Annotated in this window: 12 protein-coding genes; 1 reads left to right on the top strand and 11 read right to left on the bottom strand. The window is 29.5% G+C overall.

What is annotated here, in order from left to right; all coding sequences use genetic code 4:
* Window positions 1–90 precede the first annotated feature (90 nt).
* The 9 genes from V3249_RS03910 to V3249_RS03870 all read right to left on the bottom strand — a co-directional run bounded on the left by V3249_RS03910 (window position 91) and on the right by V3249_RS03870 (window position 9,094).
* Entirely contained in the window at window positions 91–1,047 is a 957-nt protein-coding gene (locus V3249_RS03910) for an MSC_0882 family membrane protein (protein WP_303438506.1), read from the bottom strand.
* Window positions 1,048–1,114: 67 nt separating this feature from the next.
* Window positions 1,115–2,911 (bottom strand): translation elongation factor 4, encoded by a 1,797-nt coding sequence (gene lepA, locus V3249_RS03905; protein ID WP_337897000.1) that lies wholly within the window; start codon window positions 2,909–2,911, stop codon window positions 1,115–1,117.
* Window positions 2,912–3,142, bottom strand: a complete 231-nt coding sequence (locus V3249_RS03900) for a hypothetical protein (RefSeq protein WP_252262543.1) — start codon at window positions 3,140–3,142, stop codon at window positions 2,912–2,914.
* 12 nt (window positions 3,143–3,154) lie between these two features.
* Window positions 3,155–3,427, bottom strand: coding sequence for an HU family DNA-binding protein (locus V3249_RS03895; RefSeq protein ID WP_010321324.1), 273 nt, complete (start codon window positions 3,425–3,427; stop codon window positions 3,155–3,157).
* Window positions 3,428–3,462: 35 nt separating this feature from the next.
* Window positions 3,463–4,776: a ribosome biogenesis GTPase Der gene (gene der, locus V3249_RS03890; RefSeq protein ID WP_341517516.1), complete on the bottom strand. Its 1,314-nt coding sequence runs from the start codon at window positions 4,774–4,776 to the stop codon at window positions 3,463–3,465.
* Window positions 4,777–4,795: 19 nt separating this feature from the next.
* The gene (gene cmk / locus V3249_RS03885; RefSeq protein ID WP_341517515.1) at window positions 4,796–5,479 is read right to left on the bottom strand and encodes a (d)CMP kinase; all 684 of its coding nucleotides are present in this window, start codon (window positions 5,477–5,479) and stop codon (window positions 4,796–4,798) included.
* A 52-nt stretch (window positions 5,480–5,531) separates the two neighbouring features.
* Window positions 5,532–6,659, bottom strand: coding sequence for a DnaJ C-terminal domain-containing protein (locus V3249_RS03880; RefSeq protein ID WP_341517514.1), 1,128 nt, complete (start codon window positions 6,657–6,659; stop codon window positions 5,532–5,534).
* 153 nt (window positions 6,660–6,812) lie between these two features.
* Window positions 6,813–8,609 (bottom strand): molecular chaperone DnaK, encoded by a 1,797-nt coding sequence (gene dnaK, locus V3249_RS03875; protein ID WP_313320293.1) that lies wholly within the window; start codon window positions 8,607–8,609, stop codon window positions 6,813–6,815.
* A gap of 173 nt (window positions 8,610–8,782) precedes the next feature.
* A complete protein-coding gene (locus V3249_RS03870; protein ID WP_044285677.1) occupies window positions 8,783–9,094 on the bottom strand; it encodes a hypothetical protein in 312 nt (103 codons plus the stop codon).
* 110 nt (window positions 9,095–9,204) lie between these two features.
* Between V3249_RS03870 and V3249_RS03865 the strand changes: the two genes are divergently transcribed.
* Window positions 9,205–10,785 (top strand): GIY-YIG nuclease family protein, encoded by a 1,581-nt coding sequence (locus V3249_RS03865; protein WP_337897003.1) that lies wholly within the window; start codon window positions 9,205–9,207, stop codon window positions 10,783–10,785.
* 484 nt (window positions 10,786–11,269) lie between these two features.
* On the opposite strand, the gene V3249_RS03860 is transcribed toward V3249_RS03865, so the two are convergent.
* Both V3249_RS03860 and V3249_RS03855 read right to left on the bottom strand, forming a co-directional pair.
* Window positions 11,270–14,125 (bottom strand): SGNH/GDSL hydrolase family protein, encoded by a 2,856-nt coding sequence (locus V3249_RS03860; RefSeq protein ID WP_341517513.1) that lies wholly within the window; start codon window positions 14,123–14,125, stop codon window positions 11,270–11,272.
* Window positions 14,126–14,234: 109 nt separating this feature from the next.
* Window positions 14,235–18,980, bottom strand: coding sequence for a DUF4011 domain-containing protein (locus V3249_RS03855; RefSeq protein WP_341517512.1), 4,746 nt, complete (start codon window positions 18,978–18,980; stop codon window positions 14,235–14,237).
* Window positions 18,981–18,982 lie beyond the last annotated feature (2 nt).

Raw genomic sequence — 18,982 nt, 5'->3', positions numbered from 1 at the left:
CAAAATCATAGAAAAAAAACTAATTGTCTGAGATTTTTCTACTTATTTAATCCTAAAAATGGATGTTTTTTTTCTTTTTTGCTTTATTAATTAAGTAATTATTTTTTTTCTTTTAGCAATTTTTCTTAAAATTAGGAAAATAACTATTGTGAAAATTGCTCAAAGCATATGACGACGAAAACGGATTGATTCAATATTAATATTTTTACGGTAAACATGACCAAAAATTGCTTCAATATTTGATAAACGGCGACGAAGTGTTAAGTCATAAACAAGCATTAAAATAAAAAATCCACCAGTTGAGACCATACTTATAATAAATTCGGTTGAAAATTGAATATTTTTTTCTGGATAATATTTTAAAGTAATTCAATAAACTAAACCTAAAATTACTGTTGCAAACAAACTAAAAGCAGCAAGTCAAATTGCATTTACCTCTTTTTGATTCAATTTTTTAACTAATCAAGGAATCATCGGCGGCATTTCAAGTCTGTGAGAATTATTTCTAAGCTGTGAACGGAAATATTCAACAGATTTTTTAATTGCCCGATAGTCTAACATGGTTTTTACAAATAAAAATATTATAATTGCACCGATAATTCCGGGAATTATCAAAAGTGGTAAATATTTTTGCTCATAATTTCAACTTGGAATATACTCATAAACTCAAAGCAGTGAAACAGTTAGTATTGCTAAAAAAGCCAAGAGTCAAAAAAGTGCCTTTAGTGGTAAAAAAATTAATTCAAGTCCAAAAATTTTTCTCACTTCTTTTGAAATAAAAGCATTTGCCTCTTGTTGAAGAGTTTTTTGTTCCATTCCCTGATAATAATTTTCTTCGATTAAATGGTTTGAATAATTTTGCGGACTTCTATATTCTGGTCGGTAATGATTTTTTTGGGCAAAATATTCATCTGAATCATCAAAATCTTCTTGAACATTAGGACGATTTTGTGTGTTTTTATAGTACCTAGGCTCACGATAGGCTGAATTTGAAAAACTAGGTCGTTTATGGTAGTTGCTGTTATTAAAGTTCTGTCTTTTTTTCATAATTTCACAAAAGTAGAAAAAACTAATATATTTTTCCTAAATTTTTCCCCTTTTGTAGAATTATACACTATTTTTCGTTAATGTTAGTTTTTAAAATTGCTAAAAATGCTTCTTGAGGAACATCAACAACCCCGAATGATTTCATTCGTTTTTTTCCAGCTTTTTGTTTTTCTAAAAGTTTTTTTCTTCTGGTGACATCACCACCATATAATTTAGCAGTAACATCTTTACGATAAGCCTTAATTGTCTCACGTGCAATAACTTTTGAGCCAATAACGGCCTGAACTGGCACCTCAAATGAGTGTCTTGGAATTATTTCTTTTAATTTTTGCGTTAAATCGCGCGCTTTTGGATAAGAAAAATCTTTATGAACTATCATTGAAAGGGCATCGATTTTTTGACCATTAAGTAAAATATCTAACTTAACTAATTTTGAAGGTTGCAGTCCAATTAGCTCATATTCAAAAGAAGCATATCCTTTTGAAAGTGATTTTAAACGATCAAAAAAGTCAAAAATCACTTCAACTAAAGGTAATTTATAAATTAAACGGCGACGAAAATCATCAATATATTCAAGATCAACGTAAATTCCACGGCGATCTTGACAAAGTCCCATAATTGCCCCTAAAAATTCATCAGGTAGAAAAATTTTCGCTAAAATAAAAGGTTCACTAATTTCGCTAATAAAATTAGGTTCAGGAAATAAACTTGGATTGGAAATTTTTTGAATCTCACCGTTAGTGCGAGTTATTTCAAATTCTACAGAAGGTGCGGTGGCAATAATTCCGACATTGAATTCTCTTTCAAGCCGTTCTTGCAAAATTTCCATATGTAAAAGGCCTAAAAACCCGATGCGAAAACCAAAACCAAGTGCTTTTGACGACTCTGGCTCATAAATTATTGATGAATCTGAAAGCGAAATTTTTTCAAGCGAGTCTTTTAAAAGGTTATATTGCTGTGAATCAATCGGATAAAATCCTGTATACATCACCGGCACCATTTTTTTATAACCAGGAAGCGGCGAGTCGGCCGGATTTTCAACCAAAGTTATTGTATCACCAACATTTACATCTTTTGCATTACGGATTGAGGCGGCAATTCAGCCAACTTCGCCAGCAACTAGTTCATTTTTTTTGACCTGATTTGGATTAGAAATTCCTAGCTCAATTACGGAAAATTTTAAATTATTTGCCATAAATTTAAAAGTATTTCCGACACTAATTTTTCCAGTTACAACACGAACAAAAATTACAACACCACGATAAATATCAAAATAAGAATCAAAAACCAAAGCTTTTAAAGGATCTTTTTCGCTTGAATATTTAGGAGGCGGGATATATTTTACAATTGCCTCAAGGACATCTTCAATCCCAATGCCGTTTTTTGCCGAAATGAGAATTGCATTTTGAGCTGAAATTCCAATTGTTGACTCAATTTCTTGCTTAACTTTTTCAACATTTGCCGAAGGCAAGTCAATTTTATTGATAATTGGAATTATTTCTAAATTATTCTCAAGGGCTAAATAAACATTTGCTAAAGTTTGGGCTTGAATTCCTTGACTTGCATCAACTAAAAGCAGTGCACCTTCAGTTGCAGCAAGTGACCGGGAAACCTCATAAGTAAAATCGACATGTCCTGGGGTGTCAATTAGGTGAAAAATATAAGAATTATAACGTATTTGAACAGCATTTAGTTTGATTGTGATGCCTCGTTCTTTTTCAAGGTCCATTGAATCAAGATGCTGATCTTTTAATTCACGCTTTGAAACTGTGTTTGTAAACTCAAGAATTCGGTCGGCTAGAGTGGATTTTCCATGATCAATATGAGCAATTATTGCAAAATTGCGAATTTTTGTATTTTCCATTTAGTTTCGCGAAACGACTTCCTGGATATTATTTCCGCTTCCAGCAAAATGAAAAACAATAAAAATAATTATTAAAGCTAGGACAGCAACCAGAGTAAAAAGAAGTAAAAATAGGGCTATTTTTTTACCGTACTTAATTTCTTTTAGTTTTTGTAAAACAACATTGCCATATATTACTTGATTTGCAGTTTTGTACTTAAAATTACCTTTTTTTCGTTTTTTTTTGAACATTTACAACCTTTTTTAGGCAATATAATCTTTTAAAACTTTTGAAGGTTTGAATCTTATTGTTGTTTTAGCTTCGACTGTAATCTGACTTTTGGTGAGCGGATTAAAAGATGAAGAGGCAGGTTTAAAAACTCCTTGGAATGTTCCAAAAGAATTTATAACCAATTTGCCTTGTTTTTTTACAACATCAGCTGTTATTCCAAAAAATTGATTTAAAACAAGCTCAACATTTTTCACAGGCAAATTTGTTTCGTTAGCAATTTGTTCGATTAGTTCTTTTTTGTTCATTTTTTGTGCTCCATTCTTATTAAATCGCTTTAATTTTAACTTATTTTACCACTTTTTTTTATATTTTTATAAATAATTTTTATTGGACAGCCAAAAAAATCAAAATATTTTCGAATTTGGTTATCAATATAGCGCTGATATGAAAAATGAACCAAATTTTTGTCAGTTACAAAAAAGACAAAACTCGGAATTTTAGCACTAATTTGACTAATAAAATTAAAAAATACCTTTTTTCCATTGACATTCGGGTGAGGTTGAATTAGCTGAATTTCCATTAAAAATTGATTTAAGTGGTTTGTTGGTATTTTTTTTGACAAATTTTTTTTAGTTTCAAAAATTTGTTCAGCAAGTTTGTGAATTTTTTCACCGGTTTTTGCTGAAATAAAAACTATTGGGGCTCAATCGAGAAATTTAAATTTTTCACGCACTTTTTTAACAAATTGCTGTTGAGTTAAGGTATTTTTCTCGATCAAGTCTCATTTATTAATAACAATTATAATCGGTTTGTTTCTTTCTCAGGCATATCCAGCAATTCTAAGGTCAAAATGATGAATATCTTGGGTAGCATCAATTAAAATTAAACTAAGATCAGCATCATCCAAAGACCGAAAAGCCCGTATAAGTGCGTAAAAATCGACAGATTCTACTAGTTTAGATTTTTTTTTGATTCCAGCAGTATCAATTATTTCAAAAGTCTGGCCTTCTAATTTTCACAGTCCCGAAATCGAATCGCGCGTAGTTCCGGGAATGTCAGAAATTATTGAACGATTTTGACCTAAAATTCGATTTAAAAGGCTAGATTTTCCGGCATTAGGCCTACCGATGATTGCTAATTTAAAAAAAGATTGCTGGTTTTTGGCAGTTTTTTCAAAATTGCTGACCAAAAAATCAAGAAGATCACCAACACCTTGACCGTGCAGGGCTGAAATTCCAAAAATTTTTTCAAATCCAAGTTCATAAATACTTGGATCAAAATTTTTGGAATTATCAAGTTTATTTGCCACTAAAATTATCTTTTTTTGCGATTTTCGCAATAAATTCAGGACAAAATGATCTTCTGAGTCAATTCCGGCTGTTCCATCAAGAACTCAAATTAAAATTTGGGCTTCTTCGATTGCAATTTGGAGTTGGATTCTGATTAGTTCTTGAAAATTTTTGGTTTCAATTTGAATTCCACCTGTATCAATTAAAGTAAAATCCTTGCTATTTCAGTGCGCATTTTCGTAAATTCGGTCTCTTGTAACACCAGGGGTCGGATCGGTAATTGAAATTTTTTTTCCAACTATTCGATTAAAAAGTGTTGATTTTCCGACATTTGCTTTGCCAACAAGGGCGACTAAGTTTTTCATAATTAAAGTAAAAAAGAAATTAATTTTCCAGTTGCGAAATTTTTCTCATGACTAGTTTTGAAATTTGCTCGACAATTTCATCTTGATTAAAATTGGTTGTGTCAATAAAAATTGAATCAATCGTTTTTTTTAGTGGATTAATTTTTCGTGACATATCAAGATAATCGCGGCGCTCGATTGATTTTAGAACTTCAGGAAAATTGGTTTCCAAATTTAAACAAGCATTTTGCTTTAAGCGCCTTTTTGCGCGCGTTTGGGCATCGCCTCATAGAAAAATTTTTAAATCTGCATCTGGCATAATATTATAAGTTGTATCGCGACCTTCAACGACAATTCCTTTGTTATTTCTTTGAAAATCGTGTAAAAGCTGGGTAATATCAGCGCGAATTTTGCCATACTGAGCGATTATTGCCGCATTTTTTGAAATTAAATCATCACGTAGCAGTTCAGTTACATTTTGATTTTCAAGCCAAACATCACCTTTTTCATCAAGTAACAAAACATTAGGATCTCATTTTTTTGTTACTTGAGTCTCTTTTTCAGCATTAATTTTGTGATTTTGGCAAAATAAGGCAACTGCACGATAAAGTGCACCTGTATTTATAAATAAATAGTCAAATTTGAGTGCTATTTGTTTGGCAATACTAGATTTTCCAACCCCTGAAGGTCCGTCAATTGCAATATTTATTTTTTTAAAAGACATATAAAATTGATTCCCTAAACAATTTATTTAGAATTATAAATTGTTTTTTAAATTATTGAAACTCTTTTAGCCATTTTGTCTTGACTTTATCTTTTATTTGGCTAAAAACTTGGTTGAGTTCGTTTTTTTGTCTGCTGTTAAATTCAGGAACATAAAAAACTAATTTTACCCGTAAATCACCGATTATTCTTTGATTTTGGGGATCAGGCGCACCTGCTCGGGCAATAATTACCGTCTGACCTGACTTATAATGACTATAAAGTTGCAGACTTTTCATTCCAGTTGGACTAGGAACCTCAACTTTATTTTCATTAATAATATCAACTATCGAAACTGGCATCTCTACATGAATATCATTTCCTGATCTTGAAAAGTATTTGTGCGGGCGAATATTAATTTCGATATTTAGATCGCCAGAAGGTCCACCTTTGTGACCAGGGCCACCAAATCCTGCAACCCGAATGAACATTCCATCTCTAATTCCGGCGGGAATTGAAATTTCAATTTCTTCTTTGGTCTCAATTATTGTTTTTCCACGGCACTTTTTGCAACTTTTTGTAACAGTTTTTCCACTTCCTGAACACACCGAGCAAGTTGTTTGGTTTTGCATGCGACCAAATCCGGGAATGTTAATAATTTCGTTTTGAACCCCTTGTCCATGACAGTTTGAACAAGTTTTTATGTCTGAGTCAGAATTGGCACCTGTACCTTTACACTGATCGCACTGAGAATATTTAGTAAGTTTTTGGCTGACTTTTGTCCCTAAAATTGACTCAATAAAGCTAATATAAATTCGGGCAGTTAAATTTTCACCTTTTAAAGGTCCGCTATATTTTTGACTTCGTCGCGAAGAACCAAACCCAAAACCGGAAGTAAAACTTGAAAAAATATCAGCAAAATCAAAACCGCCAAATCCAGAAAAACCACCGCCACCTTGTTGATCAAATGCCGAATGGCCATAACGGTCATACTGACTTCTTTTTGAATCATCGGAAAGAATTTCGTAAGCTTCTTGAATTTCTTTGAATTTTTCTTCAGCTTGTTTTTGTTCTTCGGGTGATTTTTTTGTGTTTTTATCAGGGTGGTAAATATTAACTAAGTTTCGATAGGCTTTTTTAATATCAGATAATGTTGCGTTTTTGTCAATTCCTAAAGTTTTATAGTAATCTTGTTTTGCCATAAAATTGACATTTCCTTTTTTAAATTTAAAAACTTTTTTATTATTTTGGGAAAAATAATAAAAATTTAAGACTTTTTAAAGCAAAAGTCTTAAATATTAATATAAAAAGACACACTGCTAAAAAGCAAGTGTGTTTTTTATAAATTTTAGGTTTTAATTTTGTTTGATTTCAGCATCAATTGTATTTGAATCTGAATCAGTTTCACTTGCACTGTTAGCTTGTTGAGCACTTGCTTGGGCAAAAGCTTGGGCTGCTTGCTCAATTTGGTCTAATTTTGTTTTTAGTTCGTCAATTTTTTCTTCTTTTAAAAGATCTTTGAGTTCTTGAATTTGTTTTTCAAGAAGTTCTTTTTGTTTAGGATCAATTTTTTCACCTTGATCAGTTATTGATTTTTCAAGTTGATTAATAAGACCTTCGGCACGAACTGTTGTTTCAATTTTATCTTTTTTGATTGCATCAGCTTCACGATTTTCTTCGGCTTCTTGAATCATTCTGTTAATTTCTTCTTCAGATAAAGTTGAAGTATTTTTAATTGTAATTGTCTGTTCTTTTCCAGTTTTTTTATCTTTTGCTGAAACAGTTGTAATTCCGTTAACGTCAATTGAAAAACTAACTTCAATTTGTGGAAGACCACGAGGAGCAGGCTCGATTCCTGAAAGATTAAAGCGACCTAACATTTTGTTATCAGCAGCAAGTTGTCTTTCACCTTGAACTACAGAAATTGTAACTTCGGTTTGATTGTCCTCGGCTGTTGAGAAAATTTGTGATTTTGTTACCGGAATTGTTGTATTTCTTGGAATTAACGGGGTTGAAACTCCACCTAAGGTTTCAATTCCTAAAGTTAAAGGAGTAACGTCTAATAATAAAACATCACTAATTTCACCAGCAAGAACTCCACCTTGAATTGCAGCACCAATTGCCACAACTTCATCAGGATTTATTGAACGATTTGGCTTTTTATTTAAAGTGTGTTCAATCATTGTCTGAACAGCCGGCATACGTGTTGATCCACCAACAAGAAGAACCTCGTCAAGGTCGCTAGCTTCAATTTTTGCTTGTTTTAAGGCATCAACGATTGGTTTTCTTGTACGGTCAATTAGGTGAGCTGTCATTTTTTCAAAGTCTGATCTTTTTAGTTCAAGTTCAACGTTGATTGGGCCATTTTTTCCTAGACCTAAAAATGGTAAGGAAATTGTTGAAACACTTTGATTTGATAGGTTAATTTTGGTTTTTTCAGCTTCTTCTTTTAGACGAGTAAGTGCCATTTTGTCGCTTTTTGCATCAAAATCGTACTCTTCTTTAATTCTTTTAACCATTCATTCAACGATTTGATTATCCCAGTCATCACCACCTAAATGGTTATCACCACTTGTTGATAAAACTTCAAAAGTTCCGTTAGATAATTCAAGAACTGAAACGTCAAAAGTTCCACCACCTAAGTCATAAACAAGCACTTTCATTTCTTTTTCTGTTTTGTCAAGACCAAATGCAAGTGCGGCAGCTGTTGGTTCATTAATTATTCTTTCAACTTCTAATCCTGCGATTTTCCCGGCATTTTTTGTCGCTTCACGTTGAGCATTATCAAAATAAGCAGGAACTGTGATAACAGCTTTTGAAACTTTGTGACCAATCTTTTTTTCAGCATATTCTTTTAAATATGCAAGAATTTTTGCTGAAATTTCTTCAGGTTTGTAGTCTCTTTGGTTAGCACGAACAGTTTTATCGCTACCCATTAATCTTTTAACAGATGCGATTGCTTCAGGGTTAGTTTCTAACTGACGTTTTGCCGCATCACCAACAATTTCCTCACCGTTTTTAAATGCAACAACAGAAGGAGTTGTTCTTTTTCCGTTAGGATTTTCAAGAACAACAGGTTTTTGATTTTCAATAATTGCAACAACTGAGTTTGTTGTTCCTAAGTCAATACCTAAAATTATTTCTTTTGCCATATTATGTTTTCCTTTCATTTAAAAAAATAAAAAATAAAAAATTTGTCTTTTTTTCTATGACAACAAATAGTATAACATATTTTTTGGCACTCACAAGCAAAAAGTGCTAATTTTTTTTAAAGAAACAAAAAAGGCAATAAATTCAAGGGTTTTTTGAACTTAAATTAAAAATTTTAAAGTTCTTTTAGTTGACTTTCGATATTTTTTTCAACTTTTTTCATCGCTTTTATTTTATAAATTCCGATAAAAAAAGAAACTAAAAAAACTATTGCAATTACAGCTGACAATAATGCTATTGCAAGTCAAGTTGCCTCGACAAATTCGGTTCGAAATCCTTCTTCACCATTAACTTGAAGTATATAATAAGTCAACAAGCCGATAAAAACAAGTAAAAAGGTGAAAAAAAGCGCTAAAAAAATTTTGCTAACTTTTTTAATTTGTTTTATTTTAGGTTCTGCCGTTCTTTTATAGGATTCAAAATCCATTTTCTTCCTCCAAGTAATCCAATAGTTTAAATAATAATTATATCAAATTTTTACTAAATCATAACAGTATTTCAAAAAATTAATTATAATTTTATTATTAAAGGAACATTATGGAAAATTTTGACCAACTAATTAAGAGTACAAATCTGCCTAAAAAAACAGGTGTTTATCGTTTTTATGATGAAAATAGTTCACTTTTATATGTTGGAAAAGCAAAAAATTTGCACTCAAGAGTCAATCAATATGCAAAAGGGTCAACAAATTCTTATAAAACTTTTTTGTTAATACAAAAAATTAGAAAAATTGAATATGACATTGTTGCCAACGAAAAAGAAGCGCTAATCCTTGAAAAAGAATATATTAGCAAATATCAGCCAATTTATAATATCAAACTAAAAGATGACTCAGGATATCCTTATATAAAATTAGAATTAATTAAACAATTAAAAATTTCCCTGGTTTACAAAGTTCCTAGAAGAAAAAATGATCCAAATGTCTTTTTTTATGGCCCTTTTCCAAGTAAAAAATACGCTTTTGCCTTAAAAAAGTTTCTTGAAAGCCAAGCCTTATATGAAAAAGGTGAAAAAGCCTCTAACCAAGATGTGGAATTTTTTCGACAAAAGTTTCTTTTTTGCAAAAATTTGCTACAAAAAAGGAACGAAATCGCACTTCTTGAGGAAAAATTAGAAGCCGCTAAACAAAATTTTCACTTTGAACTGGCGCAAGAATATTTTGATGCTATCAGTGGACTGAAAAATGCAAGAAGTCAAGAGCAAAATATTGACCTAAATAACGCAGAAAATCTCGATTTTCTTTGGTTTTCTACTCCCGAATCTAACTTTTTGGCTGTCAGTTTTGCCTTTTACCGAAATGGAATTTTTTTGTCAAATAAGCATTTTTATCTCGAAATTGTTCTAAATACTTTTGAGACTTTAGTTAATTTTTTAAATTCATACTATAAAAATCATATTTCTCCTGATAAATTAATAGTTGATTTTAGCTTTGATAAATATTTTGATTTTTTTGACAGCAAAATTAAGCTAAAAATTGCAAAAAGCAAACAATACAAGCAAATTTTGGACAATTTAAAGGAAAATCACTTTGATTTTATCGCTGGCAATGCTAAAAATCAAAATAAAGTCCAAAATTTTGAAATTTTGGAACTAATTAAGCAAAACCTGAAAATAAAAAGTACCAACAAAATAATGGCAATTGACAATTCTTTTTTAACATTTGTGAAAAATGTTGAAAAAACTGCACAAAAAACAGAAAAAAATTACCCAACAACCGGAATTATTTTCTACATTGATGGATCATATGAGCCTAGTTATAGTCGTTTTTTTAATTTTTCTGGGTCTAAAAAGGGCGACACGAACTATATGAGGCAAGGGTTTGAAAAATACTTTAAAATTAAAAACTCCCTTAAACCCGATGTAATTTTGGTTGACGGCGCAAGTAATCAAGTCAACGTGATTGCAAGTGTTTTAGAAAACATCGGAATTCAGGCACCTATTTTTGGCCTTGTTAAAAACAAAAAGCACAAAACTAGCCATGTAATTGATCAAAAAGGCAATATTATAAAACTTGACCAAAAAGTATTTAATTTTTTTCAAAATGTGCAAGAAAAAGTTGATATGTTTGTAAAATCAAAAATGAAAAGAAATACACTAAAAAGTCTCTTGCATGAATAAAATAATTTAAAATTTTTTGAAATTAAAAAATTTTAAATTTATGGTTTTTTCACGATTTTCCAATTTGATGAAAAAATTCACTTTTTAGTGAATGTAAATACGCAAAAATACCCGTAAATCGGTGCTTTTTTGACGGCAAAACCTTAATTTTTATTATTTTAAAATTAAGGTTTTGCAAAAAAATAAAAAAAATGCTTGGTTCAAGAAAAAATTATGTTATAATTACTCACACTAAGAATAATTAATAAATTTTGTATTGAATTAAGGGGGAATTAGTTATGTTTTTTGTCTAATGTGCTCTGATATTGCGAATTTTCCGTCATATTTTTAAATATGATGCAATGCCATAAATTTAACCGTTTAGAAATCTACAAATTTATGGCTTTTTCTTTTGGCTCTTTCAAAACTTCAGATATTTTTTTAGGCTCAATGTAAGTAAAAACGAGTTTTCTATTTGCATTGAGTTTAAATAGTAGTTGTTTTTTTATGACTTTTTGCTTTTAAGTTTGTCTAATATGTGATTAAAATCTAAAGTATTTTCTGATTTTTTATCTGTTTTTTCGATAAAACCGTTGTTTTTCGTTAGCTCAATTTTGGTATTATATTCAATAGTTAATTCAGAAATAACCTCAAAAACATAGTCAATTAGCTTTTTAAAATAATCTGACTGGTTAGTTTGACCTAATTTCTCAAGAAATTCCTGTGGTAAAATTTTAGCAAAAAAAGACTTAAGCGCATCTAGAACCTTGGTGTTGTTAAGGTTTTTGTCAATAAACTTATACAAAATTGGTTTTAATTTTTGGGAATTATTAGACAATAAATTAAAAATTATGCCGTATAAATCGGGGCTGTTTTGATATTTATAATTATTAACCAAGAAAACATCGTCCATAATTGCACTAATTAAATCATTTAATTCTTTAAAGCCATCTTGCGCCAGGAAATCTGAAAAAGACTCAAAAATTGAATTTAAAGACTGATAATTCTCAGAATTTTTGTCAAGTATAAAACTTAAATTAATTTTTGAAATAAATGGTAAAAATTTACCAAGCAAAGACTTAACAGAATCTAGTTGTTTAGCTGAAGGTGAAAAAGAGATAATATCTTGGAAAAGATTATAAATATTTGCCTTATCTTTGATAAAATCACTAACTTTATTGGTTAAATTAGAAATAATATTCGAAAAGAAGGAAAAATCCGACTGATTATTGCTTACACCACTTTTTATTCCGAAAATAACTTCGTTAGCTAACAAATCAATTAAATTTTTGAAAGTTTTAGTATTAACTATTATGTCGCTAACGCTTGTGATCAAAGTTATAAGCGAATTTATGTCTTCTTTTTCAATATTAAAGCCTAATTGATTTGATAAAGTCTCAAAAATAGCATTCAAAAAATTAGTTCTTTTAAGGGCTTCTATTACAAAATGTTTAATAAAAGTTACTGATTTATTGTAGTTATTTGAATTTTGTAAAAATAAATACAGAACTTGACTAAAAGATTTAGCGGATGTATAATCTTGATTATTTTTTATCAGTTCTGTAAAAATAAAGGTGACAAATTTTTGAACTGAATTAAATTGAAATACTTCTTTTATTATTTGCTGAATATTTTCTTGAGTTGAAATTGAGCTAACTAATAATTTAGAAATTGCCGGTTGGTTAAATAGTAAATTATAAAATAAATTAACTGTTTTAGTGTGGTGACTCTGAACATATTGACTAGACAAAATTTCCTTTAAAAGTCCAAGAATATTTTCCTGAGAAAGGGATTTTTTTTTCAAAAAACTTAATAAATCAGGAGATGTTTTTGTTTGGTCCGATGTGGATAAGTCAGAACTTTCTTGGTCTAAAGTCGAATCAGATTCGTTTTGTTCAACATTTTGGATAGCTGAATTTGCAATAAATTCCTGAGCATACTGTGTTAAATTTGTAAAAAATTCACTTTTTAAAATTACTTCAACAACATTATTGAATGCTTCAAAATTTGGTTGAGATCTATTGGAAAAAGTGTTAATTAAATCTTTAAATACGTTGACAATATCACTCTGTTCTGAATCAAAAAAGCCAACAAATTGAGTCAAAGCGCTGGCATAATTTGCTGATTCTGGCTGCCGAAATGAAATTGTATGCAGATCTTTAATGCTTTTTTCTTCAAAACTAGAATTTTCATTAATAAAATTCTCGAGCGAACCATTGACAGTGATTTTTTCTAAAATTTCACTGTTAGAGCCAAAATCTAGTTGCTGAGAGTCAAAATTATTAGCCGAAAAATTAGTTAGTAAAATTTCATCGTTTTCATCGCGTTTTATAGATTTATTAAGACTTTTTGGGGATAAAGCTAATGAGATAATTAAATTTTGGGCAATTTGTTTGTTAGCTTTTATTTGAGGTCTGAAATCTAAATCTGTATCAAAAAATGGGTCTGATTTTCCATCTCAAGATTTTTCCAAAAATGGATTTATGAAATTAACGCCCATTTGTTGTGAGACTTCTTTTATTTCATCGTTTAGACGACTTACTGAAAGTAAATTAGGTTCAAATTCTAACAAATAATTTTTAAGCAAATCATTTAAAAATTTATCAATTTTTGCATGTTCATTATAATATCCGATTAAATTTATGTAAGTTTCAGGGTTAATATTTTTAATTAAAGTTATTAACCTTTTCAAGTTATGTTTAATTTTTGTGAATGCGTAATTAATATTTGTTGTTATTGTCTCGTATGAATTTTGGGATGTATTACCTGAAAGAACATTGTCAAAAAAAGTGCTATTAAATGTATTAAGAAAGTCTTTAAAACCAATTGAAATTGTAATTAAATTAGCGTTTCGAATTTCATTTCTTAAGTTTGGAAAATCGCCACTAAAATTTTCAAATACTGAACGAATTGTGTCGGCAAAATTTGAAGAATTATAAGTTTGGGTCCTTAGATTAACAAGATTTTCATCACTTATAATATTATTTTTGGGATCAAGAAGATAAATTCAATCTAGAATTGAGGAATTATTTAGCGCTAAATTTTTAAAAGATTTTACAGAATTAGGTTGAATACTTTGGGCAAAATTGGCAAAAAAAGCAGGAAAAGAGATCCCGCTAATAGAACCGTCAGTCATTTTTCCGCGCCCATCAAGATTGCTTTCTCAGTCAAAACCTGAGCTAAGCGAATCACCTAGAGCTAAATATTTTAATTCTTTTAACAACCCAGTTTCTGATTTTTTCAACAAATTTGGCGATAAATTAGTGTTTTTTGCACTAAAAACAACTGCGCTTGAAATAATTCCAGCGTATAAGAGAAATGGTGTGGATGTTTGAAAGAGAATTTTTAAAGCTTTTTTCATTAGACCAAACCTCAATATTTAAAGATAAATTATACCACATGAGCGCTAAAAACGTATGTTTTTCACTTAATAATGCAATTTTAATGATTTTTTTGAAAAAAGGGAAAAATTAAGGATTTACTAAGGAAAAAGTTTCTCCTTTGTTTTCAAAAATTATTTTATCATCAAGTAATTTTTGAAAACATTGATCTAAATAGTCGCGAGTCTTTTTCTTTAGGAAAGAAAAATCGGTTACTTCGAGAATTAATGAATATATATCCTCTTTTGAAATTGATTTAGTTTTTTGAATTATTGTTATAATCAAATCCTTAATTTCAAAATAATGTATTTCCCTTATTGGTCTTTTTGGTTCAAGGAAAAAATTATATTTTGTTACATTTTTTAAAAAATAATGCGACGGACTTTCAAAAATAACGTTGTTTTCTATAAAATTATGTGCAATTTTCACACTTTTTGCTTTTATAGAATTGGTAATTTTTGAATTTCCACTTAATCAAAGGACAATTTTTTGGTGTTCTAGCTTACTGAGAATTTTAACTCTTTTAAAAATTTCCTCAAAAAAAGAATATTCGGTTTTAGTTTGATTTCATAAGTCAGTCAAATTTTCATCCGTAAATAAAAATCTTTTTTCAAAAAAGGACCTAAAATCAATTGGTTGTCTTTTTTTAACAATAGCTAATGGGGCGCTAAGTTGTTCAGCTGTTTTTGGCGGTAAATCAGAAGGATTTTCTTCAACACCCAGCGGTTTTTCTTCTTGAGATTTAAGTTTTTTTATTATTTCTTTTATTTTTTTAAGTTGACTACCTCTATTTTGGAATCAATCTAGTGATCAAATTCTAAGGATATTTCAACCTCGAGACATAAGGACATTTTTTCATAAAATTTCACGATCACGGGCGTTTTTATGCTTTAAATAACCAGACCCATCACATTGAATTCCGAGTAAATAACTGTTTTCATTTTGCGGATTTAAGACTGCTAAATCGATTTTGTAATCTGAATATCCGACGTTTTTTACAACTTTTAGTCCCATATTTGTTAATTCTTTGTAGACCGAGTCTTCAAAACTTACTTGTGAATCTGAAGTATTATCAGGTTTGTTTTCTACAAACAAATTATGTTTAGCAATTTCTAGATATTTTTTAAGAAAACTTGCGCCACGTGTGCGGACTTTTTCTAAATCGATTTGCTCAGGATCAAGTGATGTAATCATTATTGTTGAATATTTTGCACGAGTAAAGGCAACATTTAGACGTCTATAACCATTTTTTTGGTTAATGGCTCCAAAATGAAGTGAAACTTTGTTTTGCTCATTAGGACCAAAATTTAATGAAAAAATGATTATATCGCGCTCGTCACCTTGAACTGATTCAATATTTTTGACAAAAATTTCGGTTGAAGATTCATCGGTAAAAAACTGGGAAAAATAAGGCTTATTTGCTTTAAATTTTTCTAATTTTGATTGAATGAGGTTTCGCTGTACTGAATTAGTTGTAACAATTCCTATCGAAAATTTATTTTGATATTTTGTAAGAATTTGGTCTAGTATTTCAATAACAGCATCTGCTTCTTTTTCATTTCTTCGCTCTTTATAAAGCGCATTTTCAACTTTTACAAGCTTAATACCTTGTAAATCATGAGGTTTTTGACTTGTTGGAAAAGTGACTAAATCATTATTATAAATTTCAATGTTAGAAGGTTGAATCAATTCTTCAAACTTTGAGCGATAATGTCATGTTAGTCTATAAGATTTTAAAAATGTTTGACTGACATCAAGAATTGAGAGATAATCTGAAACATTAAAGTCGGTAAAATCAGATTCTTCATCCTCGCTTTCAGGAATTGTGTCAAAAAAATTTGTTGGGGGCATTTGTTCTTTGTCACCAGCAATTATATATTGTTTTGCACGGACAATTGCTCCAATTGCGCTTTCGGGTTTTACTTGTGAAGCCTCATCGAAAATAACAAGATCAAACTCCATATCACTATTTTTAATGTAGGAACTTACCGAGAGCGGCGACATCATCAAACAAGGCTTTAATTTTCTTAATAAATTCGGAATTCTGACAAAAAGTTCGTGAAACGGCATTAAACGTCGAGATTTATTAGCTTCTTGTCTTAAAATTCTAATTTCTGGAGTATATTCAGAAACTGAATCAATTTGGGGAATTTTTTCAAGAAGAATGGCATCAACTCTTTTAGCCGACAGTAGATCTAATTTTTCTTGGGCTAACTCAAATTTATTTTGATTTGAACTTAGTGTTTGCCAATCATAATTATGAAATTCAGTGTTAATTATTTGATCTATTAAAATTTTGTAAAATTTTTTTGCAAAAGTTTTATAAAAATCAATTTCTAAGTTTGCCTCAATTGCTTTATTTATAAAGTCATCAATTCCAAAATCAGATAAAAGGGAAATATTGGCATTAATTTGCGCAATTTCATGAATTTTGTCGATTTTTTGTAGTTTTGTCTGAAGGTTGTTTTCAAATCTTTTCTTTTCTAAAAAGTTAAAATTAACCTCTTTTGAATCAAATTCAAGCGAAAATTCTCTCCAAATATCAATAAACTGACTAACAGGCTCAAATAATTTTTTATTCAAAAGCTCTCTTGTATATTTTGAATCAAGGAAAAAATCAACAAATTGCTTGTCTTGAACTTTTACTTTTGTTGTATCATTCAAGATTTTTAACTTTTTATAAAACTTTAATTGATAAAAATTTGACTGGATTTGGCTAGGATTTGTTTCACCAGGTTTGAACAAAAGGGTTGAAAGTCATTTTTCAAGCGAGATTTTTTTGTTTTTTAAGGTAATAATTTCTGATGAGTTTTCAAGAAAAGTTGTGTCAGAAAAATCTTTCTTAAAATACGGAGTTAATTTTTGTTTAATTTTTTTGTATCTAAAGTCTAAAAATTTAAGTTTTTTATTGAGATGATCTTCAATAATTTGACAACACTCTTTGATAGGAACGTCTAAAGGAATTTGCCTAAAATGAACGTAAAGTTTTTTTTCTAAGTCTGAAATTTCTGACTGGATTTGCAAAATTTGTGAATATTTTTGAATTTCTTGGGACAAATTTTGCAACTTTTCGAGCTCAGCTAAATCAATTTTTTCTAAATTATTTAAAATTTTTAAAAAATCAAACAAGTAAAGAATGTTATTTAAATGTTGATCTGGATGCATCAAGAAAAAATTAAACTCTTTGATGTTATTGAAAATAGTATGACTTAAATTTGTCAAGCTTAAAATTCATGTTTTAAATTTGTCTTTTTTGAATTCGTCAATAGTTTTTTGACTAAAACCATATCAAGGGTGTTTTTTTAAATTAAAGTTGATAGTTTTTATTTTCTGAAATAAATCACCAAGACGTCATTCAATTTTTTGAAGGGCAAAATAGTCAATTTTTTTTAGCTTTTCTTCTGAAATTGAAAATTCAAAATTTGGAATATCAATCAAATTTTGATATTCAGCAATTAAATCATAAACACTTTTTTGTAACGGAGGACGAATTTGAGTCAGTTTTTCACCGTAATTATTCAGTTTTTGACGTAGTTCAATATAATTATTTTCAATTAAAGCAGACTCTGAAGCATTCAGTAATATTGAATTAGCCCCTTTTTCGAGCGTGCTTAAAAGATTATCAACTACATCTTTTTTGTTAATATTTTCGTTGTGAATTGCTATAACTGAATCAGAAAGTCCAATTTTTTTAAGGTTTGAATAAACAACATTAAGTGCGGCTAGTTTTTCTGAAACAAACAAAACTGTTTTATTTCTTGCTAAAAATTCATTAATTATATTAGTGATTGTTTGGGACTTTCCAGTTCCAGGTGGACCATCAAGAATGAAATTTTCACCACGAATTGCGGCCTGAATTGCTTTTTCCTGAGATGAATCGGCCGGCAAAATATGAAAATAATCTGACGGGGTAAGATCATTATTAGAGCTAGAACCGACGACAGTATCTTGATTATTTTCACCGATAGGGGCGACAGAATTATTTGGTTTGGGGGTAGAATTTCCAATTATTTCATTATAAAAAGGATTATTAATTATTTTTTCTTCATTTTCAACTAAGTCAGTGTAAATCTCAATTTTACTATAATCAAAAAGGCTCAATTGAATTGAGCGAATTATTTCTCAATTTGAATTAGTGTTATTTTTGTGAAATAATTTTTCAAAATTTAGAAAATTTTCCCTAATTGATAGTGTTGTATCAATTTTAAATTTAGATAACTGGCTGTCTAAGTTTAAAATTTGCAGTTTTTTAAGAAGAGTTAAATTTATGCTTAAAGATGAATTATCAAGAAATTCAAGTCAATATTTCTCTTTTCCTTGCTCTAACATTCGACTAAGTTGGGCAGGAAATAAAAAAATAGGACTATAATAAGGGGTTTTTTCATCATCCTTTTCAAATCATTTTAAAAATCCAATACCAAGATAAAGAATATTTATCGCTTTTTCTTCTTTAAAATTTTTGGATTTTGAGTACAAATTTTTGATAATTAAATTCTCTTGCTCAACGGGAAAGTCTGATATTATCAAATTTGAGATGTTTTTAGTGTTTATTAATTCATTTTGAATTTCTTCTAGCGTTAGAGGTGTAAAATTTTTAGATTTTGAAGTTGACTGCTTTTTAGCTTTTTTTTCGGGATAACGAAAAAATATTTTTGCTCTAGCCTCGACAACATTATCAAGAAAATCATTAAAATTAGGCAATAAAATTCCGAGTTTTATTGGCCTTGTTTTTGTTGGGATGTTTAAATTAAAATTGATTAATCGATTTCTTTTGGAAACATCAAGCAATTTATTTTGTCATTTTTTTAGATCTTCACGAACACTGTCAACTTCCATAT

The sequence above is a fragment of the Mesomycoplasma ovipneumoniae genome (assembly GCF_038095995.1).
Taxonomy (GTDB): Bacteria; Bacillota_I; Bacilli_A; order Mycoplasmatales; family Metamycoplasmataceae; genus Mesomycoplasma; species Mesomycoplasma ovipneumoniae_F.
Note: the sequence above shows the minus strand (reverse complement) of the source record. Positions and strands in the feature narration are given on the sequence as shown.